The sequence below is a fragment of the Cupriavidus sp. IK-TO18 genome (assembly GCF_015549295.1).
In the GTDB taxonomy this organism is placed as follows: Bacteria; Pseudomonadota; Gammaproteobacteria; order Burkholderiales; family Burkholderiaceae; genus Cupriavidus; species Cupriavidus oxalaticus_A.
On the sequence record NZ_JADGMP010000019.1, the window covers coordinates 56312 to 79036 of the forward strand.

Sequence of the window (22725 nt, forward strand, 5' to 3'; positions counted from 1 at the left end):
TGCGGCGGAATTCGGCCTGAGAATGGTACGCGGCGCAACATGCGCGCCGGCCGCCTTGACTTCTCGACGGCCTCGGTATCTTGGATGTAAGAGCAATCCAAACCTTCCCGCCATACGCTTCTCTCGCCTCGAACGCCACACCCCCATCGACTTCAATACCCGTCGCCAGGCCGCCTTCGCGCGCAAACAGCAGCGCGAGCGCGACAGGTACCCGCTCTTTGCGGATCACGTGGCCGCCGAGCAGCATTCTCCCGACGAGGAACTTGCCCGGCGGCAACGGCGATCCGACAGCCTTGAAAAGACAACGCGGGCATTGTACGCACGCGTCTGGCGCGAAAAGCGCGCCAGCTACTTCTCGCTCTCCGATGAACAACGTGCGGAGATCCGCGCAAAGTGGAAGGCATGGACCGGGCCTACAACCGCCCTCTACTTCGCCTACATCGTCGACACGGTCAGTGGCGAGTATGAGCGACGCTCGGAAGCCGCACGTGCAGACACACTGGCCATCCGCCGACGCGTTCTAGCCTCGCTGCCCGAGCAAACTGCATTGGAGATCGCCTGATGGTCCCCACCGACGAACAGGCTTCCGTTGTCGACGCGGTCAAGGCCGGCGGGCCGCTGAAAGTCAAGGCGTATGCGGGCGCCGGCAAGACGTCGACGCTACGCCTGGCTGCCGAGGCCCGCGGCCGCGCGCGAGGGCTGTATCTGGCCTTCAACAAGGACATCGCCACCGAGGCTGCCCAGAAATTCCCGCAGAACACCCGCTGCCGTACCGTCCACTCGCTCGCGTTCAGCGCCACGCCACCGGAAATCACCCGCAAGCTGAAGAACCCGGTCGAGCCGCCGCATCAGCTCGCTTTGCGCTACGGTCTCGCCAAGCTGCGCCTGCCGACGACGATCGGCAAGGACCTCGAACTGAGCGCCAGCAAGGTCGCCCGAATGGTGATGGACGGCGCGGCGCGTTTCTGCCGCTCCGCACAGGCCGAGCCTCTTGCGTGGCACATTCCAGTGGAGTCGATCGTGAAGGAGGAGGAGGCCGAGCATCTGCGCGACTCGCTGCTGCCCTACGTCAAGCGGCTCTGGGGTGAATACCTCGACCCCGCTTCCCCGTCAGCGATCGTTCACGACGTCTACGTAAAGAGGTGGGAGCGCAGCCGGCCGCGCATTGGTGCCGACTTCATCCTGTTCGACGAAGCGCAGGATGCCGATGGCCTGATGCTGTCGGTGCTGCGCGCGCAGCAGTCCCAGGTCATCTACGTCGGCGACCCGTACCAGCAGATCTACGAATGGCGCGGCGCGGTCAACGCCATGGAGCATATTCGTGCACCTGAATGCGCTCTCACCGAATCGTTCCGTTTCGGCCCGGCCATCGCTCAACTGGCCAGCCGCGTGCTGCGCCTCATGGACGAGGAAACGCCCGTCCGTGGACAGGACCACGTTGAGTCCCGGATCCTGCACGACTCAACGCCGGGACAGGATCGCTTCGACGCCATCCTGTGCCGCAAGAACGCGACGGTCCTGACGCACCTTGCCCAGGGCATCGGCCGGGGCGATCGCGTGGCGGTGCGCGCCAACGTCGACGAACTCCGCGCCTTTGCCGACGGCGCCGAGCAGCTCATGAGCGGCCAGCGCATCGGCTACCCCGCCACCCTCGCCCTGTTCGAAACGTGGGAAGAGGTCCACGAATATGCCGAATCGTTCGCCGGCCGCGACCTGAAGCCCCTCGTCACGTTGATCGACAACGAGGGCGTGGACTATCTGCGCCTGATCCTCACCCGCGTCTCGCCAGAGGATGAGGCCGACTACATCGTGTCGACCGTCCACCGGGCCAAGGGCCTCGAATGGGAGCGTGTGCAGCTCGCCGGCGACTTCAAGTTCAAGACCGGCGACGACGGCGAACTCACCATGGCACCGGAAGAGATGCGCCTGCTTTACGTCGCCATGACACGCGCGAAGCGCCTGCTCGATGTGAGCGAGATCCGGCGCGACCTCTACACCATGTTCCGGGAAGCCGGTGTCTAAAGGAGAGACCATGATCACCGTGCGGATTGGCGGGAACGACTACCCGCTGGATGAGGTGTTGGAAGATCCCGGCCGCTACGCGCGCCACCTCGAACGTGCCAAGACGATCCAGGGATTCGCGGAATGCGGCTGCGCAGAGGGCCGGCCGCGGCCCAAACTGGTGATCCGGCGACACCGCGATATTTTCCTGCTCGCGCGCTGGCCGGAACAGGCGTTCCGGCACGCCGAAGGATGCCCCTTCCACCGGAAGACCCAGACAACGCCCGGCGCCGCCGACAGTCTCGACGCATTCCGCATGCGCGATGGCCGCCACGATATCCGCCTCGACGCCTCACTTTCGGTCAGCACCCACACACCGGCCAAAACCGTCCAGCGAACGCCGAAGGGCCAGAGCACAAAGCCGCAACGGCGATCCGCAGGCCTGCTGGCGTTCCTCGAATTCGCTTGGGAGCAGGCCGGTCTTAATGTCTGGCCTGGTACCGGTGCCCGCAGCTGGAACGGCTGCTGGTCACAGTTGACGGCCGAACTGGACGATTGCAGGATCAATGGCAAGGACGCCGACGGCCTGCTGCACGTCATGCAGCGGTGGGACCCGGCGCGGAAGTCCGAAATCCTGGCCGAGTTCGAGGCGTGGCAGGCTAGGCTTTCGCCTACCGCCGCCGGGAATCCCCGCGGCATTCTGATCGGCGAAATCGAGTCGCACGCCGCCACCCAGTACGGAGGGAAGGTCGTCCTGCGCCAGAGCACGCAGCGGTTCTTCATGTCCTCGGGACTGTACGAACGCCTGCAGGCTTCCTTTGGCACCGCGCTGGCCGGCATCGGACGGGCCGAGCAACGGTGTGTCGCTGTCCTGCTCGTTGAGAAGTCCCGCTCGAACTACCTGACGGTCGTCGATATTGGCGCCATGCTGGCAAACCGGCAGTTCCTGCCTTGCGACTCCTCCCATGAGGTCGCCATGGCCGATCACCTGGTCGCTCTGCGCCGGGCATTTCGCAAGCCGCTGCGGCATATCGGCCGAGCGGAGGTACACCCCGACTTCGTCCTGACCGATGTCCAGCCCGAAACGGTCATCGAAGTACTCGGCATGGCCGGCAATCCCGCGTACGACGCTCGGACGGCGAGCAAGCGCCAGCACTACCAGACTGCCGCCGTTCCATTTCTGGAATGGGATGCGGTAGCCACGTCGATTTCCAGCGTCCGCGTGCCGCCGGCTGGCACACGGGCAGCCGATGCACGCTGATCGGATCCCGATCGCCGACGCCCTGTATGGCAAGGCGCTGGAACTGGTGCATCAGCACCGCGCCGCGTCAGTTGCGCTTCTGGAGCGCCATCTCGGCCTCGGGCTGGACATGGCTGAGGCGCTGCTGCAACGAATGGCCAGGGAAACCACAGCCGTGCGACGCGTGCCGAGCGGCCTGTATCTCTACACACACGGCCCCATCGGAGAAGAGTTGGCGGCACTCCACGGGTTCGCGCAGGAGGTCCTCGCAGCGCTCGCAAGCGACAGTGTGGATGTCGCCGATCTGCGAGCCGCTGCAGGCCGCTACGGTCTCCCGGTTCCGCGCCAGGCTGCCCCAACGCGACCGCCGCGCCGCCGCTGAACATGGCTCAGGCGTCCACGACCTGAGCCAGACAAAGCGGATCGTCCTCACCTCGTTCCGTCGGCCCTACTCGGCGCAGCGGATTTCGATGGCCGCATCCCTTGCAGATGAAAAAGAAGCCTCTCTCGTCCAGTTCTGGATCGGCCGCCGAAAACATCACCGACAGCCGGCATTCGGTGCAGGTCCACATAGCAGTCCCCCGTCTTGACAATGCCCACCGCGCGATACGCTGACTCCAACGTAGCCGCGCACAAGCTAACCAGCCAGCCCAATGAAACCTGCCGCCCCTCATATCTCCCCGAAGACACCTGCCGCTACGGACATCGGCCGCGCGTCGCAGCCGCGCTCGCCAGTCAGCGTCGGGCGAGGTGTCTGCGAGCTTTGCGGCTCGATTGCATCGCACCTCCACGTCGAGGCCAACCGGCCCGAGCGCGACACACGAACCCTGGACCTGTTCGAGGACCACCAACAATGAGCGAAAACACAAAGATCGAATGGACCGACCACAGCTGGAATCCGTGGGAGGGCTGCCAGCACGTTGGCCCTGGCTGTGACCACTGTTACGCGGAGACCCGTAATGCCCGCTTTGGCGGTGGCCAGGCCCAGAACTGGGGGCCCGGCGCCCCGCGCCGGCGCACGTCCGCCACCAACTGGCGCAAGCCGTTCCGCTGGAACCTGGCGCACGCCGCCTTCGCCGCGGTGCACGGCCGCCGCCAGCGCGTCTTCTGCGCGAGCCTGGCCGATGTGTTCGACAACGCGGCGCCGATGGAATGGTTCATCGACATGCTCAATGTGTGGCGGCAGACTCCAAACCTCGACAAGCTCGTGCTGACCAAGCGGATCGGCAACGCCATGAAACGACTGGGCGACGCGTTCAACGCACTGATGCTGCGCGACGACTGCGCGGAGAATCCCTTGGTGCCGTGGCTGGCCACCTGGATCGCCGGCAACGCACCGGCCGACATCTGGCTGGGAGCCACGATCGTCAATCAGGTCGAAGCGGAGCGCGACATTCCAAAGCTGTTGCGCGTCCCAGCAAAGACCCGCTTCCTGTCCATGGAGCCACTGCTCAGCCAAGTTGACGTGTTCTCGACGATCACCGGCGAGCTGTTGCACACGTCCGGCAACGATTACAACCCTGGATCGATCGACTGGATCATCGCAGGCGGTGAGAGCGGAAGCGATGCACGCCCGATGCACCCCGCTTGGTCTCGCAGCCTGCGCGATCAGTGCGCTGCGGCGGGCGTGCCCTTCCTCCTCAAGCAATGGGGCGAATGGCACACGGCCACTGTGCTCACGACCACCGGCGAGCCGGTATTCCGAAGCTTCGAGACGTTTGAGCAGTGGGTAAACGAGGCCAGCACCTGGGTCGGCGGCGGCATCTGCCTCGACAAGCACGGCCAGCAGCTAATGAAAGGAGACGATTTCATCCGAGCGCGCGACGAAGGCCGTTTCCCGGTCACCGTCATGCATCGCGTGGGCAAGAAGGCAGCAGGCCGGCAGCTAGACGGCGTCCTGCATGACGCTTTCCCTGTAACCTCGCTTGACGTGGCAGAGGCCTGCCGGCGCGCCATCGCTCGCGGTACGGTCTGATGTGGCGGCACTGCTAATCCTCCGGCCCGTCTAACCAGGTCGGCGGTGCCGCGGTCGCATCCCTCCCTTCCCAAAGGGTGACCCGAACACATTAGAAGGCCATCGTGCCCTCATCATTTTCCAACTGGTTCGTATCGACATTCGGCGTTCCGGTGCCCGAGGAGTTTGCCGAATTTCTCGCCGAACATCCGAAAGGGCTCTCTGGCGACGGCTCGGCACTGTGGGCAGCCGAAGACATCATAGAGGCGACCGAGGATCGCGATCTCAAAATCCAAAGGCATCTGCTTCATTGGCACACGTGATGATCTGTATGTGTTCCTCCTGCGGGCCAATGATGGACGAGTATTCGTCGTCGATAGACACGACTACCAGTACGTAGACGAGTGGTTCAGGTCGATCAGCACATGCATTGGCTTGATGGACTTCGTCCTCTAACACCCGACCATTCCTCAATGCAGCAACACATGAACGAAGAACAAGAGTATCCCGAACCGGAAACCGTCCTCGCCATTCGGGGCGCAATCGCCACCGGCCGGATGGGTGGCCCGATGGGCGAGCCCGGCCACTGGCTCAACGAGTTCTGGCAGATCGGCGCGGCCTTGCGTCACCACACTGAGATGCTCCAAGGTTATCAGGGCACGACCCGAAGAGGCCTCCTGAGCACCACAGCCGACTACCTGGCGGCCAGCAATCCAACTTCCGAACACGCCGGCGACCAGAACTGACCGAGCCCCGGCCGCGGACAGGCATAATGCCGGCATTTTTCAGCACTGGATTTCGCCATGCCTAGCGGCCTTCTACAATGCGCCCACTGCGACGGCGCGCCCACCTACGTCGCCGGCCGGCTCCAGGCCGTCATCGCCTGCGACGAATGCGGGATGTCAACGCCGCCGGTCGAGAATGATCCCAGGAATAGGGACGCCGCCTTCCCGCGACTCAGCGCCATCTGGAACAGCCGCGTCGACCTCCGCCCGGCCGACCAGGAAGCCATCTCCATGATGGCCCGGCGTGCCCTGACCTCCTCCGACATCCCCTATTTCCTCAACCTGCTCGCCTCCACAACCAGCGACTGGGAAACCAACGGCCCCAAGTTCGCGGCGATGGCTGCAGCCCTTACCCAGCCCAGCTACGAGTTCAAGCACGTCGGCCCGCCCGAAACTGTTCTCTCGCAAGCCGCCCGCTACCAAAAGCTGCTGCAGCGCGCGAGGATCATCCATATTGACGGGGCTCCGATGGTGCGCTTCGAGCATGTACCGGCATTGGCCGCGGAGGTCGCAGAGGAAGGTTTGGCGGATCAGGATTGGCCGCTCCTCGACATGGAAGAGTTCATCGGCAAGGCCATCGACAGCCTGCCGGATCACTGGCAGCCTTGACATTGCGCAGCGGCGGGCAAGCTGGAGGCATGTTCATTCCCATGAGGTTTCCGATGACCCGCCCGCTTATCGCCGCAGTCGTTCTCGCCCTCTCGTCCCTCTCGGCAAGCGCACGCGACACGGGAGAGGCTTGTGCCCACGTGCTTCCTGCGGGCCAACCCACAACTCAAACGGCGGCTCGCACGCAACTGCTGTGCTACCGCGCCTACGCCGTTCTCTACTCGAGCCAGACACGCACGGCCCTCTGGGCTGCCGAGCGTCTCACCCGCGAGGCTGTCGACGCCGCGCGCAAGCTGCCACGCGACAGCGACTTCTACGAAGAGGACCGACTGCCCGAAGCCGACCGCGCCAGGCTGGCCGACTACCGACGCGGATCGGGCATGGATCGAGGGCACCTCGCCCCAAGCGGCGACTTCCCCGACAAGGCATCACAAGCGGAAAGCTTCAGCCTCGCCAACGTCGTCCCGCAAAACAGCGTGTCGAACCGCCGCACCTGGAGCCACCTCGAAACGTCCACGCGCAGGCTGGCCCGCCAGCACGGCGCCATCCAGGTGGTGACCGGTCCCGCATTTGTCGGCACCCCGAGAACGCTGGGCCACGTGCGCATTCCCGACTTCGTCTGGAAGGCGATTTACGTGCCAGGCGTTGGGGCCGCTGTCTACATCGTCCGCAACGACGCGACGCCCGCGTACAGCGTCATTAGCGTGGCTGAGCTGCAGCACTTCTCCGGGATCAACCCGTTTCCGGCACTCCCCAAGACCATGAACGCCACGGCGATGGACCTGCCCCCTCCCACCCCGCACCCAGGTGAGAAGCCGGCCCGCCGCGTCGCGTTCGCATGGCTTGCATCGGGCGAAGCCGTCGCAGACTCGCCGGCGCCGGACGCTCTCCACCACGTGATCCGCGACGCAAGCGCAATCCTGTCGCTGGCCCTCGCCTACGCACGTTAGCCAGCCATCGCGGCCGCGGAAGGAACATGTTCCTTTCAAAAAGACGAAAGGCACGCCAAATGACGTGCCTTTCGCAGACAAGCACCGTTCCTGACGCTAATCACTCCTGATTGACAGCATCCCGGAATCGCTGGCCGGCCTTGAACTTCACGGTCTTGGCAGCTTCCACCTTGATCTCCTCGCCCGTGCGGGGATTGCGCGCCAGTCGCTCGCCGCGCTCACCCTTGCTGAAGGACCCGAAGCCGATCAAGTTCAGGCCCTCGCCCTTGGCGACAGCCTCCATGATCGCGGTCAGCGTCACATTCAGCACCTCCTCGGCCTTGGTCTTCGTCAGCCCATCCACACCGCAGGCGATGGCGTCGATCAGTTCGGCTTTCGTCATTTTCCGTTCTCCATGGTCATAGACACCAAGATTGGACCACGCTGGCACGCCACCCTTTCTCGGAAAGACGACACAGAACGATGAGCTTTCCAGAAAATCTGTAGGAGCGTCCTCAACCCTCAAGAGCATGTCATGCCCACCGCGCATTGTTGCTGGTGGCAACAGACAACGCGAGGCCTGACCGTTCGTTGATGCTCGAAAGAAACGCCGGTCGTTGGCACACCCGCAGCAACTCCGGAACGTTCATTCCAGCCAACCACATCCCTAGCAGTTGCCCCGCTTCCGCAAGCGCCCTGGCATCGGAAGCTTGGAAGAAGCCAACCATCTCAAATAGCTGATTGGTTTCGCCATTGTCCTGCCACTCCAGTCTGCTATCTGCGAGAAGCGAACTCGCCAAGTCCTCCAGAATAGGGCCGGCAACATCCGACAGAAATAGTCCGACCTCTTCGCCGTCCCGGCGCAGATGCTGAAGTTCGAGGTACGGGTCCTGATCGAGGTATCCCGCAACCGTGACCAACACCTCCAGAGCAGACTCGGCCTCCGAGAATTCGACCACGATGCAACCCCAGGGCGTTCGCAGGCCGCTTCGAGGACGAACAGCATTGGCAAGGTCTTCCTGTGCATAAGGGCTATCTGGATCCCCGGCGAGCGCGGCGCGCGCGACCATGGCAACTGCCTCTGGCAGTTCGATCCGCGGCCAGAGATTCACCGCTTCGGGAGACAGACCCACCGCGAATATTTGTGCCAGCTCTAATTGTGAGTACTGCTTGATCTCGTACATGGGGAAAAGCTCCTGGTTAAACTTGCGCGCCGCTGAGGCGCCGATAGAGGCTCTGGCGAGTGATGCCCAATTCCTCCGCCGCCTTGCTCTTGTTTCCATCGTGCCGACGCAGCGCCGCCTCGGCTTCCTCCCGAGTCACGCTGGGCCGGTCCAGTGCAGCCATCGCCGACAGCGTCGAAAGGTAGGCCCCGCTCTTGGATACCTTACTGTGGCCTGCCGCGAGTACGACAGCCTGAATCGCCTGGCGGTGCGCTTCCAGATCAGGTGGCGTGCCTCCCTTGACCGGTGCGGGCGAGCCTGATAGCTCCTCATAAAACTGATGTGCCCATCCATGACGCAAGCCGTGACTAGTCACTCCCAGCGCCTTTTTGTAGACGCCATGCTTGCGGAGCACCGCGTTGTAGCGACTACGCCAACGCCCTATCGAGTAACTCGCAGGCGTGGTTGACCCGCTGACCGGATCCATGAGCCGGGCGGCCTCCTCCAGCACCTCCAACTGCAACCGAACGGGGACTCCCCGCTTACGTCCCCCCTTCGTCCCGTCGACCACTCGAAGCGTGTCCAGGTTCTTTAGTGCCGTAGCGATCTTCAGCGACCAACTCTCCTCTACCCTCAGCCCGAACGCCGCCTGCAGTTTCAACTGCACCGCCACGTGCCTATCCGTCTTGGCGATCTCCGCGATCAGCGTCCCAGGGTCAACGCCGTTGCCCTCCCATGACTTGTCCGTTGTCGTGACGTACGACCGCACAAGTCCGTGCGCCTCTCTATCTACATACTGGCCAAGCGAACGGATGAGGTCGTGCTTGCCAAGCCATTGGCAGAACGCCTTCAGATGGCTCAGCTTGTTCTCGATCGTGCCCCCGACCTGGCCTTCCGCTACCCACCTTTCGACCAGCGCCTGGACATGCTTGTGGCGAAGTGAATGAGGGCTTTCGATCATGAACCCCTGCTCGCGCAATTCCACGAAAGCGCGACATACCGTGTACATCCGCCGCTCTTGCGTCTTGAGCGACGCGCGCTTGAGACTTACCCGTGTTTGGCTGATGATCCTCTTCAGGTTGTCCGCCAACACCGCGTACAGTTCCGCCTTCATACGCGTTGGGAGATCGTACTTGGCCAACAGCCCGCGTATGTCAAAGACCGCGTCTTGTCGCATCTGCTACCTCGTTTGTCTATCCAGTCACGACGGTCCGAGCGGCCCTGGTGTTCCCCGTAACACCGCTTGCCCCCGTCCCGTCCATCGTGCCGATTAGCCATCGGCCATGGTCCTGCTCTTCCGTATCCGTTAGCGATTCCATTGGCTGGTCAGCCCTCACGTGGAAGAACGTGCATGACTGTCCCGACTGACTGATCGCGCTCACGCGCAAACCGGCCCGCCGGGCTACCCGGTTGCTGGAGGAACCGCTCTCCAGCATGAACGCAGCACGGTGCAAGCACCCCGCTACGCCGCCCGCGTAACTCTTGTTGCGCTGTTTGGTGACGGCCGCGCACGCCGTTCGATAGGTGGTGGATCGTCCGGTTGAGTGATCTCAACCTACGTCCTGCCCGTCGGGTAGCGACATCTGAACCGCGGTGTATCGGGTTCCAGCGTTCGCTTACCCCGCGTTTCGCAGCTGGGCAAGTGGAAGGGGTGGAGGCCGCGCAGGTGTCCGGTGTCCGGTCTGCACATGTCCTCATTTTGACCAATTTCCCCAAACCGCCCGCAAAGCCAATTGGTATCGCGGTGTCCGGGGTCCTCAGTGTGGGCCAGTATCTACTTGAGCCGACTGAAAAAAATGCCGCGACATTGTGCGGCTTGGACAGACAGGCGCCCGGGGTCAATCTTGAGACGGACTTGGGCACTGATTTGCCACTCACTGGTGGCGAGGTCGATGCGTCGGGGACGCTGAAGGTATGCCAAGCATAAACCAAAGCTCCGAGCCGTCGCAACGAAATCGCCGCCAATTTCGCGAGCTTTCAGTGACTTGACTTCAATTTCTCGACGGTAGAGTGGGGCATGACGATGTGCCACGAAATTGAACCAAGACCGATCACATGGCACTTGATCGAATCATGTCCTTCGAAATGCCACTTTGCTCATCAGCGGGGAGGGACTTGGCGACATCAAGTGCCACTATGGCTGACTTGGAGCGACTTGGACCGACTGGGGCTGACCTCTTTCGGCCACGGCACATCGAACTGAGTGAACCCAAACCACCTGCAAGGAAGTGGACCATGAAGCAACAAATCGAACACATCAAGTACCCAACCTTTGCCATCGACGTCGGCTACGGCAATACCAAGTCCGCCTGGGCGCTCGGGTCGGAGATCAAGATGAACATGTTTCCGTCCCTCGCCCCGCTTGCAGCCAACACAGCCTTGAACGATTTCGGCGGCGGCGTCTTCAAGGGTCGCAATGTCATCACGGTCGAAGTCGACGGTGCACGGTATGAAGTGGGTCCGGGTGTGGAATTCAGCGGCGCCCATGTGAATACTGGTCGTGCCTTGGCGGAAGACTTCACAGCTTCCGCGAACTATGCTGCACTACTCGGCGGTGCCCTCTACTATGCTGGGGCCAGGGAAGTAGAACGCTTAGTATTGGGCCTCCCGGTCCACAACACACAGAAGTATGCCGCCCACCTCAAGGACCGTTTCGCCGGCGACCATGACTTCGGATGGGGCAACGTCCATATTGGCAGTGTGCTTCCCTTGCCGCAGCCGCTTGGCACACTCATCAACTATATCCAGCAAAGCGGCAAGGCCTACGATCCTGACAACGCCTACCTTGTCATCGACGTGGGCTACTTCACCACGGACTGGGTGGTTGCCCGCGGCTATACGGTTCACGATACCCGCAGTGGCGGAGTACCAGGCGGGGCGGCACGCATCCATCAGCAGGTCGCAAGCCTGATTACCGCGGATCGTGGCGAAACAGTCGACGGCATCGAGCGCATTGACAAGGCCATCCGAGAGGCCAAGCCCCTCGTGTATTTCGGCCAAAATCTGGATGTCGGCCCCTACCTCGCCGAGGCAATGGCGCTCACCCATCAACCGGTCAAAGAGATCCAGAGCCGTGTCGGACGTACCGATGATCTTCGAGCCATCATCCTGACTGGTGGGGGCGCACAGCTCTATGCTCCGGCGATACGCGCGGCCTTCCCGCTTAACGTCATCCACATGATGGAGGCCCCCTGCTTCGCGAACGTTCGTGGCTTCTACACAATCGGCGCAGCACAGCAGGCTACCCGCACCGCCTGAGGCATTCAATGGACGACAAGCTTCAGATGACCGTGACGCTGTCAGAACCCGAACTGCTGGCATACCTGCGGCAATTTTCCGGGGCACGCGAGCGGTCCTTCATGCTGCGCATGCTGGCGTTGCGCGGCCTTCAGTCCGGCAGGTCAGGTGGATCGGATAATCACCTTTGGCCTCCGATGGCAGGTTCACCAACGCATACCCGTCCGGAGCAGGTCCCTGTGGCCGTGCCTTCTCCGCCTCTGCAGGAGACGCGCATACCTGAGCCGGCTGTGCCCACTCTGCAATACCAAGCCTCGATGCCAACCCCGGCAACGACTCCGGCTCCCCCCGCCAGTGGGGTGAAGAATTCTCCGGCGACCGGTCCTGGCAACACGGACCCTTTGGCCGGCATCGACATCGACGCGCTCAATAACGCAATCGCCCGCTACTAAGCCGATGGCTTGACATCGTCCTCTTGTGTGGCAAGCTGCAACAAACTTTCAGGAGAAACGGACATGACATTCTTCGACTATCTTTCGACCAACCACGACATCAACCGATTTGTATTCGCAGTCGTGATCTGCTACTGCGTCATCGAGGGGGTAGTGTCCTACTATCGCGGCGTCAAGGCGCGCAAGGCAGGCTGACCCCGTTGCCAGCAACGCGCCGCAAACGAAAAAAGCCCAGCAATATGCTGGGCTTTTTCGTTAAGGGGAAGGCCGGATTAGTGCAGCGTCGGCAAGCAGAAATCGAATGCAGAATCGAGAGACAGGCTGCGTTCTACCAACACCATCCGGCCAGCATCGTCGCGGCGATAGATGTGGAAGAACTGGGCCTCCGACTGGCCAGCCTGCACGTCACGGTTCGGCGTGCTGCGCATAGCGTGAATGTGCAGCTTATTGACGATCATGGTGAAGCCCTTCTGCGGCATTGCATTCTCCAGAGAGACCTGCCACATGGGGGACTCCGCCCCTGTGGGTCGGTCCCACAGGGCAGAGGTTGAAAGTGATGCCACCAGGCGGTGGCGGAAAGGTCAGGCTGCGACGGCAGCCCGTAGGGACATCTGGCGAAGCTGGTACTCCGTTCGCCATTGATCACAAAAATCGGTACCCCGGACCTTCGGTCGATGCAGCACAGCGTTGAAGCCGGCCGCACGCAACCGCTTCTGCAACGTCAATGCGTCGGCCATCCCGGGGGACTTGCCCGTCTTTGCGTCGACCTTGTCGAAGTCCGCAAAGATGTGCACGGTATGGATGCCCAAGCCATCTGGCACCACGAATCTGCTCAGCTCGACGCGGTTCAGACAGAACCAAGTCGGCACGCGGAACAGCATGTATGCGGCATACGCGCTCTCGAGGCCTTCGGCGACGCCGATTTCCCCCTTACGCGGTGACATCAAGCGCACTGCCCCACCATCAAGCGGCAACGCTGTCAGGTAGTTTCGCTTCGAGGGTAGGATCTCGCCGTCCTTCGAAATGACCAGTGCCTTCTCAGGCTTGTGGGGATCCAGCGAAGTCCGGTGAACCGTCGCAATCCTTCCGTCTGGTAGACGGTACTCAGCAACGATCGTGGGATACCGACCTACGATCTCCTTCTCATGCCAGTACTCCTGTGTGGCCAGTCGCAACCCCTGTGGCAGTGGTGCGCATAAGCCAGGAACACGGGCAGCCAGGTAACGCATACCGTGGTCGCCCGCCGTCAGCGGCCTCGACGAATCGACTTGCTTCATCACGCAGCGCAACAGATCTGCGGGACTCATAGACTCTCGTCTTGATGGCCGCGGCCTTTGGGCGACGACAGGAACGGGATCAATGGGCTGGCCGTTCAGCCGGCACTTCAGCTCCAAGTACGACATGTCGGTGTACCGGCGGACAAGCTCAAGGCCGTCGCCGCCAGCAGGGCTCCCGTCGTTGCACTTTCGGCATACCCAGTCGCCGCGATTCCGCTTGCGGGTGTAGGTGAATCGATCATGCCCACCACACATCGGACACGGTCCAGGGCGGCCACGCCAGAAGGCGTCGGTAAGAGCCGATGCCGGCAAGTACTGCTCGACGAGGGCGTCCCATTGATCGGACGACCAGTCTGCAACAATTTCACTAAGGTCTTTCAGCTTCATGGGATGGACTCCAGGTGGAGTAGGTTTGTCGATGCCTGTGACAGGCGAAGGTACGCTTGCTCAAAAGACATCCCGGCAGAAGCCAGAAGGTCTTTTCAGCATGCGTTTGCGCAATCGAAGGGGGAATGGGCCGGGCGGCCGGGAGAAGGAGACTGCTGCTACCGGAGGATCCGGTAGCAGGCAGTTAAAGAACTGCGACGAGCTACGCGTCAGGACATCTGCGCATCGTCGTTGTGGAACAGAAATCCGTCCAGCGCCCGAGTCAGAATGGGATCTGGTCGTCTTCCAGCTCCTCGAAGCCGTTCGACGGCGCCTGTGTTGGCTGCCGACGCGCCGGCGGCTGCCGCTGCCCCGTTGAGGCCGAGCGCTGCGCGCCGGCAGGACTTTGCTGCGAGGCTGCGCGATCCGTACCATCATCGCTATCGCCGTCGTTGGCACCACCGCGACCGCCGAGCATTTGCATTTGATCGGCAACGATCTCGGTGCTGTACTTGTCCTGGCCGGCCTGATCCTGCCATTTGCGTGTACGAATGCGGCCCTCGATATAGACCGACGAGCCCTTGCGAAGATACTGGCCAGCAATCTCTGCGAGCTTTCCGAACATCGAGACGCGGTGCCACTCAGTGGCTTCCTTCATCTCGCCGGTCTGCTTGTCCTTGTAGCGATCGGTAGTCGCGATGCGAAGATTGGCCACAGCGTCGCCACTGGGCATGTAGCGAACTTCGGGGTCCGCCCCGAGGTTGCCAACGAGAATCACTTTGTTCACGGATGCCATGATGTTTCCTTGTCAATGAATGCGGTTCACTTGCCAGACCCAGCGATCCCAGAGCTTCTGTTCGCCGGTGGCAGGGTCCAGAACTGGGCGCCCGGTCCCATGATGGAAGGCGGGCACCTTTTCCTTGTGCAATCGCTTAATGCCTACGCGGTCACCGATGTTGCAAGCGACGTCAGCCAGGGCGTCTTTCAGACCTTCACCTTGTAGCGTCTTCTCACCGGCACTAGTGTCCAGCTTGACCGCGAAGGATGTGTACGTCGCCTTGCCGCCAGGCTTGCGATTCGGGAACTCCATTTCGCCCCACTCGATCAGGGTGCCGACCGTGTAGTTAGACCGGAAGGCATGCCCTTCTTGACGGACCTCCGCCGACTTGGTGGGTGCGAGGTGGGGCATCTGTCGGTCAGCGTGTCCTAATTGCCGCGACTCGGCCGAGTTCTCCGGGGCTGCTGCAGGCGCTGCTGGCAGGCGGCCTTTCGCCTGACGCATGACAGATTCGGCCACGGACTGGGGCGTTACGCCATCGCCCTCGTGCCGGTCGAGCTTGCTCCAGCGCGGAACGACTTCCGGCAGGACCTTGTCGCCATAAGTCGTATGCTGAATCTGGCTATCGAAGACGGCAACAAAGTGAACCACATGGTCGCCTTCGTCGCGAAACAGATTCGGCACACCATTGATCAGGATCTGGTACTCGTTGTCCGCGCCAGTGCCCACCGGCACTTCATCCTTGGGCGGGGACGGCGCAGCCGGCTGGCCCATGATGGCGGCAGCCGCTTGCTTGATGACCTGGAACAGTGTCATGGTTTGGCTCAAAGAAGAGACCCGCAGCACATGCGCTTCACTCCATCGAGGTCGGCACGCAGGCGGGCATTGTTGAGAATCACGTCCTGCAAGACTTCCGGGCTAACCCCGCAGACTGCACAGACATAGCTATAGGGAAGTGCGCCATCCCAGTATCCAAAGATCCAGCCCAAAGTCATGGAGTACTCCTCCAGTTCCAGTGGCTTGTTCTTGATACGGGCGCGAAGCAGCTCAGCGCAGTCAATCAGCGATTCCGGCATGTTGTCGCCGCGGCGACTGTCGCAGGCCAGGCTGATCAAGGCGTCGACCATCCCTTCTCTTACCGATTCGCTCCAGAGCGAAGGGTCTGGTAATGGGTCGACCTTGGGAGGGGGGAGAACGATGGCGGCAGCTTCACCAAAGAAGTCCAGCTGCCATCCTGCTGTCGTTGATTCCATGATGGTCTCCGGACAGGCACCCGGAGACCCACCTGTCGGCGGGTAGCGAGTACCCGTGACAGGTGGAATAGGGCCGCCCACGAGATTGGGCGGCTAGAGGCTAGGAACGATCGTGCGTTCCGGTACGACGGATTGGCGTCACAACTGCTGAGCGCTCGTACTTCTGCTCAGAAGGCTCCGCGGGTTGGTCAGGCGATGGCTTCGGCGCGGAGTTGTGCTCCGGCATCGAGACCTTCGGCGCGGCCGGTACTGCCCTGCTCCACTGAATCGCCTTCTCCTTCAAGTAGAAGAACGCGACTGCGGCAACAAACACACCGACGATGAAGGACTGAGAAGCCAGATACAGCGCCATGCATAAGGCGAAGAGCTTGAGCGGGCGCTTGATCAGGTTATTGGCAAAGGATTCCATGGTTTCTCACGAGAAACAGTCAAAGGGATTTCCTGGACGGATGCCAGGCGATTATTCGATGCTCTGAAGAGCAAGGAATCCAATGAGGCGCGCTTAGAACGGCAACGCGCTTGCGACATGCCATGCATGTCGCAAGGACGCTGCTCGCGTGCGGAAAGAAATGGAGTGGGGCGGACCGCCAAGTGGGCCTGTGTAGCCCAAGCGGAATGTCAGTGCAATCTGGCCGCCAAGTCGATGCGTCGAAGACGCTAGAGGTGTCTGCACTCTACACGGCTAGTCAATGCATGACAAGCAGGGCGCTGTTGCATTGGGCCTCGCCTTCGAATCACTAGTCAAAATCCCTAGCTTTCGCAATTTCGAAAGGAACATGTTCCTTGCATAACTCCCGACAGAGGGGTCAACTTGTCTATACAACCATCCCCATCTGAAGGGGGTGATACCTTAAATTCGGATGGTGCAAGTCGATAAAAAGCACAGCGAAGCACTACTGATTCGAGCTTGACTTTCGAAAGCGGGCTGTTTTTCCATAGCTTTCGATTCTGTTAAGTACCCGACATCGGCATATGCTTCCGACCCAAGATCGCTGCATCCGTTGTCTGCTTGACATGTGCTTCTACCGTGTAAGTTGAAGTGGCTGCCGCGATCACCGGGGCCACAACACCATTCCGTAGAGGCAAACAATGAAGAAGAAAGACGAAGAAAGTCGCGAATTCAATCTGGTCGATCCAAAGTCGCCAAACGCTTTGCGCGAACTGGTGACCCAGCAACTGGGTCACTTTATCGACGCCGGCGCCATCGGGCGCATCGTGCAGGCAGCGCAGGAGATTGAGCTCTCCCGGAAACGCATTCTGGCCGAACACACCGCCATCGGGTCTCGGCTATTCCAGATTTACCACTCCATCCTGACGTGCGTGCAAAAGCGATTGGGCGACACGCCGCGCGCCCGCCAGGAAGCCGATGACAGTCTGTACGCCCTCGCCGTCAGGGGCATGCGCATTTCACGCGCCTCGGTAATCAAGTATCTGCAGGCATTTCATCACTTCTCAGAGAACCACGACGCCTTGACGTTTCTGAATCTTGGCGAACTGACGATCCTCAAGCGTTCGGACATCACCAACGACGAAGTACAGCGGTTCATCGACGCGCGCAAGAACGATGAATCCTATTCGCGCAAGGAGATCCTGCCTTATATCGAGTGGACTCGACGCACGCATCAGGACCTCAATCACGTCATGGCCACGCTGGAAGCCGCGGAAGAGCAACTGAACGAGAGTCTGGAGCGCCAGCGCGATCTCGAAGCCCAGATGCGCCACATGCGTGAGCAAATGAACTCTGCAGACGCGCTTAATGCTGCGCAGAAAGAGCAACTGGATCGAACTTCTGGCGCACTCACGTCCCAGCAGCACGCAATGGACAGCCTGCAGCTCTCCATCAAGAGATTGAACGACGAGCGCCAGGCTTTGCAAAAGGCATTGGCCGAGTCAAAGATCCGGGAGGTGGTGAGGGAGGTGAAGGTAGAAGTCGTTCCCGTCGAATACAAGAGCCTCGCCGACGCCGTCATCGGCGAAAGCAGCAAGCTGGATGCCACGAAGGCGCAAGTCAAGGATGCTGAGCGACGGCTGGCAGAGGTCAACGCCGAACTTGAGCAACACGAGGCGAAGGAGGCAGATTCAAGAAGCCTGGCGCTGCGCATCGACGGCCTGAAGGCCGATCTTGATGATGCCCTCGCGAAGCTTCGAAGCTCCGTCAAGGCCATCAAGGCAAAGGAGCACGGCGCCGCACTGTTGTCCTTGCGCCGCAGCGCCGAGGCTTTCCACAACGAGCTGGTCGCTATCACCGGAGCCTGACATGCAATCCACGCCTACCCGTTCCATCTTTGAGCAGTTCGTTCTGCCGGCCTGGGTGCGAGATCGCGTGCTCACCGCGAATCTCCGGATCAGCAACTACGTCCTGAACACGGTATCGGTGCATCCGACGCTGGAGAACGTTTTCAGGGTCTCCAGCGAAAACCTTCGGTCGCTTCGTGAAAATATCGGCCAGTCGTCGAAGGTATTGGGGACGCCATTCCTTGCTTACGCACCTACGCTCACGACCGTTGAGGATTGGCGCTCCTTCATTGAGGGCAGGATGCCGACGGTCACGATGGAACGTCTCAAGTCAATGGTGCCTCCCAGCCTATCCGTGGTGGACAGACTGGCGCTCGAGCATACCAACCGTTCGTACATCAACGCTGTGTACGACCTCCTGAACATGTCCGTGCTGGCGCCACCGCTGATCGGCATCTCCAACGAGCTGGCGGCGTACCTGCGCTCCGTTCCACAACACGAACTCGATGTGGCCATGACGGAACGTCTGATTCCGCTATTCCACTGGCGCTTTGCGGATGAGATGTTCTGGCTGGAGATCCACACCGGCCGCCTCTCGCGTGAAATGATTGCCCACTACCTGATGGAAACCTCGCCGCTTCGCTCGGACCGCCTGCCCCACTCGGGGGTATGGGGCAAGTTCCGCCTGGAGACTTTTGAGCGCGACGCTCTGTTCGAAGCGTTTCTGTCCTTTAGCTGTCGCGCCATGAGCGTTTGTTCGCTGTTCAACGCCAGCATTGAACATACGAGGAAGACCTACCAACGGATACACGGGAAGTCCTCGCCCTCGGGCCAACCTCCTGCGTCGCTGATGTGGTATCTCGATTCCCCGCAGCGTCGCGTCCAGGCCACTTTCCAGATCTGGCTGTTTCGTTCCGCGATCGCCTGTGACGTTACGACACCGGAGAGCTTCGTCGCAACGCTTGACATCCATCGGGCCTTCTTTGCGGACGATTGCAAGGTTCCGGCCGAGCGTTCCCTGCATCTGGCTCGCTCGATGTCGATGAATGAGGAACTTGCGGTCTGGTCCTGCCGCAGGTGCGGGACTCCTTATCTCGCATCAAACTCCTCTGCCAAGATCGAGCTCTCGCAGTCGTTCCTTTGCCCTTGCTGCAACGGGACGTTGACACCCTCTCGTGGCGGTCGTCGGAACTGAGCCTATGCGAAGATTCCTCGCCATCGCAGCGTGCTGCGCCGGCCCGGCTTGGGCGACCGGCAGCGCGCCACCGCCCGCCCAGCCTCCTGCGGCTCCTGCGGCCGCTTCGCCCAGGATGAACGTGTCCGACCCAACTTACACGCAAGGCTCTGGACACCTCGCACTATTCAAGGGCATCAACACCTTGCGCCAGAAGCTTGGCGTCGGGCTGTTGGCGCAGGACGCAGCGCTCGACACGGCTGCCCAGGCACACGCCATCTATCTCAGTGCACACAGCGTGGCGCAGCACGATCAAACTGCCGGCTCTCAGCATCTCTATGAGGCCACGCCACTGCTGCGCGCGCAGAAGGCCGGTGTCCGGGATTCCCAGTGGGTGGCAGAAGTCGTGGGGGCGGCAAGGGGGCCGAACGACAGCGAGATTGGCATCGGCTGCGTCGACCAGTGGTATCACACGGTCTATCACCTGCAGTCCCTTGTCACCAACCAGGAATCTATCGGGATTGGGTATAGCGGAACGGGTGCCTTAGGCCTGAACCATTGCGTTCTGGACTTTGGCACGATCACTGCCACGCAGCCAAGCCCGACTCCCAACGGCGTGCCCTATGGGGGTGGTCAGCAGTTTGACCCTGAAACTTTCGTCACTGTGCCGGCGGACGGCGACATCGGTGTGCAGGGGGAATTCAACTTCGCCGGTGAGTCGCCAAATCCCGCCCCGGACCTGCCTACACCAGGCCGGCCTCTGATGGTGTACGCCAACGGCGCGCTCGCGGAGGTTCTGGCCGTGACTGACTTCAAGCTTGTCGCCAGCAATGGCGCCGAAGTGGCCGCGCGAGTTTTGGTGTCGCCTGCAGCAAAAGCGGACGGCTCGAACGGTGTTGCCGACGAGTACCTGCGCAACAACGCGGCCTTCCTGCTTCCGCTCGCGCCTTTGGCTGATCGTGAGACCTACACGGCCTCATTCTCGGGGACCCGCGCCGGCAAGCCAGTAAGCATTTCATGGACGTTCAAGACTGCAACGGCCACCACTGCGGCGTTCCGATAGCCAGCCCCTCCGAGAGAAGGGGGCTCAGCGACAACAGGAGATCTAAGATGGAATGGATAACGATTGCGATCGCTTTCGCATTGCCCGCATACCTGGCGTTCAAGTGGGCGAGGCAGGAGGGGCGGTGGGCATGGCCATGGGCGATCGCGTGCATGGTCTTCTCGTACTTTGGCTTGCTCGCATTCGTACTGACCCGCAAAGGCCTGCCAACGGTGAGCGAGTATGCGCGCAAGTATCCAGCTTGTGTTACCGAGCGAGGCATGTCCTGCTATCGGTGCGGATCACGGAGTATTCGCCTTTGGCGTGAACAGCCCTTCATCGCCGTGCACCAATGGCACATCTGCAACAGCTGCGGAACGTCGCTGTACCGTTCGCGGTAGCGCGCCCTGGGCAAAAATCACTCCGAAAATCGAGAGCCGATAGGTAAGGCACCCCACTTTCTGGGGGTCAAATTCGGCTCCTATTCGCCGTCTTGGTGTTGGTCGCCTTCGGGTATTCTCACGTCCGGCCGGGGATTGCGGGCACTTGACTTCGCCGGCAGATCGGTAAGCTAAAAGTAGCGGTCGATCCCCGGCCGGTCAAAGTCAGAGGAAGAAAAAACATGCAAAACTCCAAATTCACTCTATCGGTGCTGGCTACGGCCATGACGCTCGCGCTGGCCGCATGCGGCGGTGGTGGCGGTGACGACGGTGGCTCCAAGAATCCCACCACTCCTCCCACTACACCGACCACCCCGACGACTCCGCAAGAGCCGACGTCGGTGCCGCCGGCAACCTCAGCACCTGCAGCGACCTACCCTGGCGGCGACCTGCGGTTGGCAGCGTTCAATGCCCTGAACGACTACCGGATCAAGATGGGCGTGGGCGCTTTGAAGCAGGATGCAGCCCTTGATATTGCTGCGGAAAACCACCTTGCTTACCTGAAAGCAAATTCCACGTCCGGCCATGAAGAAACTGCCGGCAAGCCAGGCTTCACCGGCGCGAATCCTTACGACCAAGGCGTGGCTGCTGGCGCGTCGAAAGATCAATGGATAAGCCAAGCTGCAGATGGGTCAATCGGGTGCTTGGCAGATTTCAGAAACTCGGTCTATCACCTGCAAGGTATTACGGGGAACCAAGAGACGGTTGGCCTTGCCATTCGAGATGGCTATTGCGTCATGAACTTTGGCGTCAAGACCGGCGCGAATGGTAGCGGGTATGGGCTCCCACAATGGGGGGGGCAGCAAATGGCTACGAACACTTTCGCATACTCGCCGGTTGATGCGGAGAGCGTTCCCGGAACGTTTACGGCCACCGCTGAATCGCCCAGCCCGGCGCCGGATCTTCCGAGTGCAGGTCACCCTGTCATGTTCCGAGTCCCGGCGCCAACTGCAAGCGACGTTCTGACCGTCACAAGCTTTACACTTACGGGCCCCGGCGGCATTTCCGTTCCCGCCCGTATCTTGGTGGCAAGCGGAGCAAAGGCAGGCTCAAGCTCCACGACAATCTCGGATGCTAACGTCTACAGTGGTGTGGCATTCCTTCTTCCGACGCAACCGCTCACAGCGGGCACCTACACAGCGACGTTCGCAGGCGCTCGTAATGGCGTCGCAATCAACAAATCTTGGAGCTTCACCGCGTTCTGAAGCGATCTTCGCAACGACAAAAGGCCCGCAATGCGGGCCTTTTGCTTTCCTGCTTAGCAGATCTGCGTACTGGAGTCCGGCATTTTCTGGCTACCACTACTTCCTACAAACTTCGTACACACCGAGTCCCATGTTGTTGCCGTTGCTTAGGTAGCTCGCTTTGTTTGCGCCGGCGCGATATCCGCTGGCGTCGATACCGGCCGAAGCCAGAGAATTCAGCTCGGGCCACTCCATGTAGCCGATCCACATTTGGGAGGCAACAACGCTTCCACCCCAGAGAATTTGATAGCCCTTGCCCTCGCAGCCGCCATCCGCCGTGCATTGACCCATATCGCCAATGGCGATGCTATAGGCACCCGGCGAATACTGGCAGGCCGGTGGAGGTGGGGGGGCACAGCAAGGCGGCCGGGGCGGCGGGGGTGGAGTCGGCGCGCCACAGGTGGCCAATCCGCTCTGGACAAGCCAGATCTTCCCAACAGGGCAGTCCGCCACCGTCATCGGCGGCGCCGGAAATGAGTAGAGCTGTGCCTCGGCTGCGGAAAAGCTTACCGTCAGGATGCATGCTACAAAGATATGCTTCATATT

General features: G+C 61.2%; 26 protein-coding genes. 16 read left to right on the forward strand and 10 right to left on the reverse strand.

The genetic code is table 11. From position 1 onward, the window contains the following. The first annotated feature begins 22 nt into the window (after positions 1-22). The 9 genes from IPF36_RS16640 to IPF36_RS16680 all read left to right on the forward strand — a co-directional run bounded on the left by IPF36_RS16640 (position 23) and on the right by IPF36_RS16680 (position 7539). A complete protein-coding gene (locus IPF36_RS16640; RefSeq protein ID WP_255519805.1) occupies positions 23-562 on the forward strand; it encodes a hypothetical protein in 540 nt (179 codons plus the stop codon). Then, entirely contained in the window at positions 562-2022 is a 1461-nt protein-coding gene (locus IPF36_RS16645) for a 3'-5' exonuclease (protein WP_195428945.1), read from the forward strand. Before IPF36_RS16640 ends, IPF36_RS16645 begins: the two co-directional genes overlap by 1 nt. Before the next feature lie 10 nt (positions 2023-2032). Continuing rightward, complete coding sequence (locus IPF36_RS16650) at positions 2033-3262, forward strand: DUF1173 family protein (protein WP_195428947.1); 1230 nt, start codon at positions 2033-2035, stop codon at positions 3260-3262. Continuing rightward, positions 3252-3623: a hypothetical protein gene (locus tag IPF36_RS16655; RefSeq protein WP_011154235.1), complete on the forward strand. Its 372-nt coding sequence runs from the start codon at positions 3252-3254 to the stop codon at positions 3621-3623. The genes IPF36_RS16650 and IPF36_RS16655 overlap by 11 nt, the downstream gene beginning before the upstream one ends. A gap of 471 nt (positions 3624-4094) precedes the next feature. Continuing rightward, the gene (locus IPF36_RS16660; RefSeq protein ID WP_195428949.1) at positions 4095-5216 is read left to right on the forward strand and encodes a phage Gp37/Gp68 family protein; all 1122 of its coding nucleotides are present in this window, start codon (positions 4095-4097) and stop codon (positions 5214-5216) included. A 104-nt stretch (positions 5217-5320) separates the two neighbouring features. After that, positions 5321-5518: a hypothetical protein gene (locus tag IPF36_RS16665; protein WP_195428951.1), complete on the forward strand. Its 198-nt coding sequence runs from the start codon at positions 5321-5323 to the stop codon at positions 5516-5518. A 162-nt stretch (positions 5519-5680) separates the two neighbouring features. Beyond that, positions 5681-5941, forward strand: coding sequence for a hypothetical protein (locus IPF36_RS16670; protein WP_255519806.1), 261 nt, complete (start codon positions 5681-5683; stop codon positions 5939-5941). A 57-nt stretch (positions 5942-5998) separates the two neighbouring features. Next, complete coding sequence (locus IPF36_RS16675; RefSeq protein WP_195428955.1) at positions 5999-6589, forward strand: hypothetical protein; 591 nt, start codon at positions 5999-6001, stop codon at positions 6587-6589. A 53-nt stretch (positions 6590-6642) separates the two neighbouring features. Further along, entirely contained in the window at positions 6643-7539 is an 897-nt protein-coding gene (locus IPF36_RS16680; RefSeq protein ID WP_195428957.1) for a DNA/RNA non-specific endonuclease, read from the forward strand. A 100-nt stretch (positions 7540-7639) separates the two neighbouring features. Here IPF36_RS16680 and IPF36_RS16685 read toward each other — a convergent pair whose 3' ends face one another. From IPF36_RS16685 to IPF36_RS16695, 3 genes are all read right to left on the reverse strand, one after another. Further along, positions 7640-7921, reverse strand: coding sequence for an HU family DNA-binding protein (locus IPF36_RS16685; protein WP_135707521.1), 282 nt, complete (start codon positions 7919-7921; stop codon positions 7640-7642). Positions 7922-8051: 130 nt separating this feature from the next. Continuing rightward, entirely contained in the window at positions 8052-8702 is a 651-nt protein-coding gene (locus IPF36_RS16690; protein ID WP_195428958.1) for a hypothetical protein, read from the reverse strand. 16 nt (positions 8703-8718) lie between these two features. Then, entirely contained in the window at positions 8719-9858 is a 1140-nt protein-coding gene (locus tag IPF36_RS16695) for a helix-turn-helix domain-containing protein (RefSeq protein ID WP_195428961.1), read from the reverse strand. Positions 9859-10916: 1058 nt separating this feature from the next. Between IPF36_RS16695 and IPF36_RS16700 the strand changes: the two genes are divergently transcribed. From IPF36_RS16700 to IPF36_RS34700, 3 genes are all read left to right on the forward strand, one after another. Continuing rightward, positions 10917-11939 (forward strand): PRTRC system protein D, encoded by a 1023-nt coding sequence (locus tag IPF36_RS16700; protein ID WP_135707518.1) that lies wholly within the window; start codon positions 10917-10919, stop codon positions 11937-11939. Between the two features lie 8 nt (positions 11940-11947). Next, positions 11948-12370, forward strand: coding sequence for a hypothetical protein (locus tag IPF36_RS16705; protein ID WP_195428963.1), 423 nt, complete (start codon positions 11948-11950; stop codon positions 12368-12370). A gap of 63 nt (positions 12371-12433) precedes the next feature. After that, a complete protein-coding gene (locus IPF36_RS34700; protein WP_255519807.1) occupies positions 12434-12565 on the forward strand; it encodes a hypothetical protein in 132 nt (43 codons plus the stop codon). A 77-nt stretch (positions 12566-12642) separates the two neighbouring features. Here IPF36_RS34700 and IPF36_RS16710 read toward each other — a convergent pair whose 3' ends face one another. The 6 genes from IPF36_RS16710 to IPF36_RS16735 form a co-directional block, all read right to left on the reverse strand. Continuing rightward, positions 12643-12876 carry a hypothetical protein gene (locus IPF36_RS16710; protein ID WP_240746135.1) on the reverse strand — a complete coding sequence of 78 codons (234 nt, stop codon included), beginning with the start codon at positions 12874-12876 and terminating at the stop codon, positions 12643-12645. 75 nt (positions 12877-12951) lie between these two features. Further along, positions 12952-14028 (reverse strand): primase-helicase zinc-binding domain-containing protein, encoded by a 1077-nt coding sequence (locus IPF36_RS16715; protein WP_195429213.1) that lies wholly within the window; start codon positions 14026-14028, stop codon positions 12952-12954. A 268-nt stretch (positions 14029-14296) separates the two neighbouring features. After that, positions 14297-14809: a single-stranded DNA-binding protein gene (locus IPF36_RS16720; protein ID WP_195428964.1), complete on the reverse strand. Its 513-nt coding sequence runs from the start codon at positions 14807-14809 to the stop codon at positions 14297-14299. Between the two features lie 12 nt (positions 14810-14821). Further along, on the reverse strand, positions 14822-15607 hold the full coding sequence (locus IPF36_RS16725) for a hypothetical protein (RefSeq protein ID WP_195428966.1): 786 nt from the start codon (positions 15605-15607) through the stop codon (positions 14822-14824). Positions 15608-15615: 8 nt separating this feature from the next. After that, a complete protein-coding gene (locus IPF36_RS16730) occupies positions 15616-16044 on the reverse strand; it encodes a hypothetical protein (RefSeq protein WP_195428968.1) in 429 nt (142 codons plus the stop codon). Between the two features lie 100 nt (positions 16045-16144). Further along, entirely contained in the window at positions 16145-16453 is a 309-nt protein-coding gene (locus IPF36_RS16735; RefSeq protein ID WP_195428970.1) for a hypothetical protein, read from the reverse strand. Positions 16454-17133: 680 nt separating this feature from the next. Between IPF36_RS16735 and IPF36_RS16740 the strand changes: the two genes are divergently transcribed. From IPF36_RS16740 to IPF36_RS16755, 4 genes are all read left to right on the forward strand, one after another. Continuing rightward, complete coding sequence (locus tag IPF36_RS16740) at positions 17134-18300, forward strand: hypothetical protein (protein ID WP_195428972.1); 1167 nt, start codon at positions 17134-17136, stop codon at positions 18298-18300. Position 18301: 1 nt separating this feature from the next. Beyond that, positions 18302-19474 carry a FlhC family transcriptional regulator gene (locus IPF36_RS16745; protein WP_195428974.1) on the forward strand — a complete coding sequence of 391 codons (1173 nt, stop codon included), beginning with the start codon at positions 18302-18304 and terminating at the stop codon, positions 19472-19474. Positions 19475-19589: 115 nt separating this feature from the next. Next, the gene (locus tag IPF36_RS16750) at positions 19590-20516 is read left to right on the forward strand and encodes a CAP domain-containing protein (protein WP_195428976.1); all 927 of its coding nucleotides are present in this window, start codon (positions 19590-19592) and stop codon (positions 20514-20516) included. Between the two features lie 601 nt (positions 20517-21117). After that, positions 21118-22140 (forward strand): CAP domain-containing protein, encoded by a 1023-nt coding sequence (locus tag IPF36_RS16755; protein WP_195428978.1) that lies wholly within the window; start codon positions 21118-21120, stop codon positions 22138-22140. Between the two features lie 96 nt (positions 22141-22236). Here IPF36_RS16755 and IPF36_RS16760 read toward each other — a convergent pair whose 3' ends face one another. Next, positions 22237-22722: a hypothetical protein gene (locus tag IPF36_RS16760; protein ID WP_195428980.1), complete on the reverse strand. Its 486-nt coding sequence runs from the start codon at positions 22720-22722 to the stop codon at positions 22237-22239. Positions 22723-22725 lie beyond the last annotated feature (3 nt).

Coding starts and splice junctions, on each gene's coding strand:
- IPF36_RS16640 (WP_255519805.1), top strand. CDS start 23: ATGGTACGCGGCGCAACATGCGCGCCGGCCGCCTTGACTTCTCGACGG.
- IPF36_RS16645 (WP_195428945.1), top strand. CDS start 562: ATGGTCCCCACCGACGAACAGGCTTCCGTTGTCGACGCGGTCAAGGCC.
- IPF36_RS16650 (WP_195428947.1), top strand. CDS start 2,033: ATGATCACCGTGCGGATTGGCGGGAACGACTACCCGCTGGATGAGGTG.
- IPF36_RS16655 (WP_011154235.1), top strand. CDS start 3,252: ATGCACGCTGATCGGATCCCGATCGCCGACGCCCTGTATGGCAAGGCG.
- IPF36_RS16660 (WP_195428949.1), top strand. CDS start 4,095: ATGAGCGAAAACACAAAGATCGAATGGACCGACCACAGCTGGAATCCG.
- IPF36_RS16670 (WP_255519806.1), top strand. CDS start 5,681: ATGAACGAAGAACAAGAGTATCCCGAACCGGAAACCGTCCTCGCCATT.
- IPF36_RS16675 (WP_195428955.1), top strand. CDS start 5,999: ATGCCTAGCGGCCTTCTACAATGCGCCCACTGCGACGGCGCGCCCACC.
- IPF36_RS16680 (WP_195428957.1), top strand. CDS start 6,643: ATGACCCGCCCGCTTATCGCCGCAGTCGTTCTCGCCCTCTCGTCCCTC.
- IPF36_RS16685 (WP_135707521.1), bottom strand. CDS start 7,921: ATGACGAAAGCCGAACTGATCGACGCCATCGCCTGCGGTGTGGATGGG.
- IPF36_RS16690 (WP_195428958.1), bottom strand. CDS start 8,702: ATGTACGAGATCAAGCAGTACTCACAATTAGAGCTGGCACAAATATTC.
- IPF36_RS16695 (WP_195428961.1), bottom strand. CDS start 9,858: ATGCGACAAGACGCGGTCTTTGACATACGCGGGCTGTTGGCCAAGTAC.
- IPF36_RS16700 (WP_135707518.1), top strand. CDS start 10,917: ATGAAGCAACAAATCGAACACATCAAGTACCCAACCTTTGCCATCGAC.
- IPF36_RS16705 (WP_195428963.1), top strand. CDS start 11,948: ATGGACGACAAGCTTCAGATGACCGTGACGCTGTCAGAACCCGAACTG.
- IPF36_RS34700 (WP_255519807.1), top strand. CDS start 12,434: ATGACATTCTTCGACTATCTTTCGACCAACCACGACATCAACCGATTT.
- IPF36_RS16710 (WP_240746135.1), bottom strand. CDS start 12,876: ATGTGGCAGGTCTCTCTGGAGAATGCAATGCCGCAGAAGGGCTTCACC.
- IPF36_RS16720 (WP_195428964.1), bottom strand. CDS start 14,809: ATGGCATCCGTGAACAAAGTGATTCTCGTTGGCAACCTCGGGGCGGAC.
- IPF36_RS16725 (WP_195428966.1), bottom strand. CDS start 15,607: ATGACACTGTTCCAGGTCATCAAGCAAGCGGCTGCCGCCATCATGGGC.
- IPF36_RS16730 (WP_195428968.1), bottom strand. CDS start 16,044: ATGGAATCAACGACAGCAGGATGGCAGCTGGACTTCTTTGGTGAAGCT.
- IPF36_RS16735 (WP_195428970.1), bottom strand. CDS start 16,453: ATGGAATCCTTTGCCAATAACCTGATCAAGCGCCCGCTCAAGCTCTTC.
- IPF36_RS16740 (WP_195428972.1), top strand. CDS start 17,134: ATGAAGAAGAAAGACGAAGAAAGTCGCGAATTCAATCTGGTCGATCCA.
- IPF36_RS16745 (WP_195428974.1), top strand. CDS start 18,302: ATGCAATCCACGCCTACCCGTTCCATCTTTGAGCAGTTCGTTCTGCCG.
- IPF36_RS16750 (WP_195428976.1), top strand. CDS start 19,590: ATGAACGTGTCCGACCCAACTTACACGCAAGGCTCTGGACACCTCGCA.
- IPF36_RS16755 (WP_195428978.1), top strand. CDS start 21,118: ATGCAAAACTCCAAATTCACTCTATCGGTGCTGGCTACGGCCATGACG.
- IPF36_RS16760 (WP_195428980.1), bottom strand. CDS start 22,722: ATGAAGCATATCTTTGTAGCATGCATCCTGACGGTAAGCTTTTCCGCA.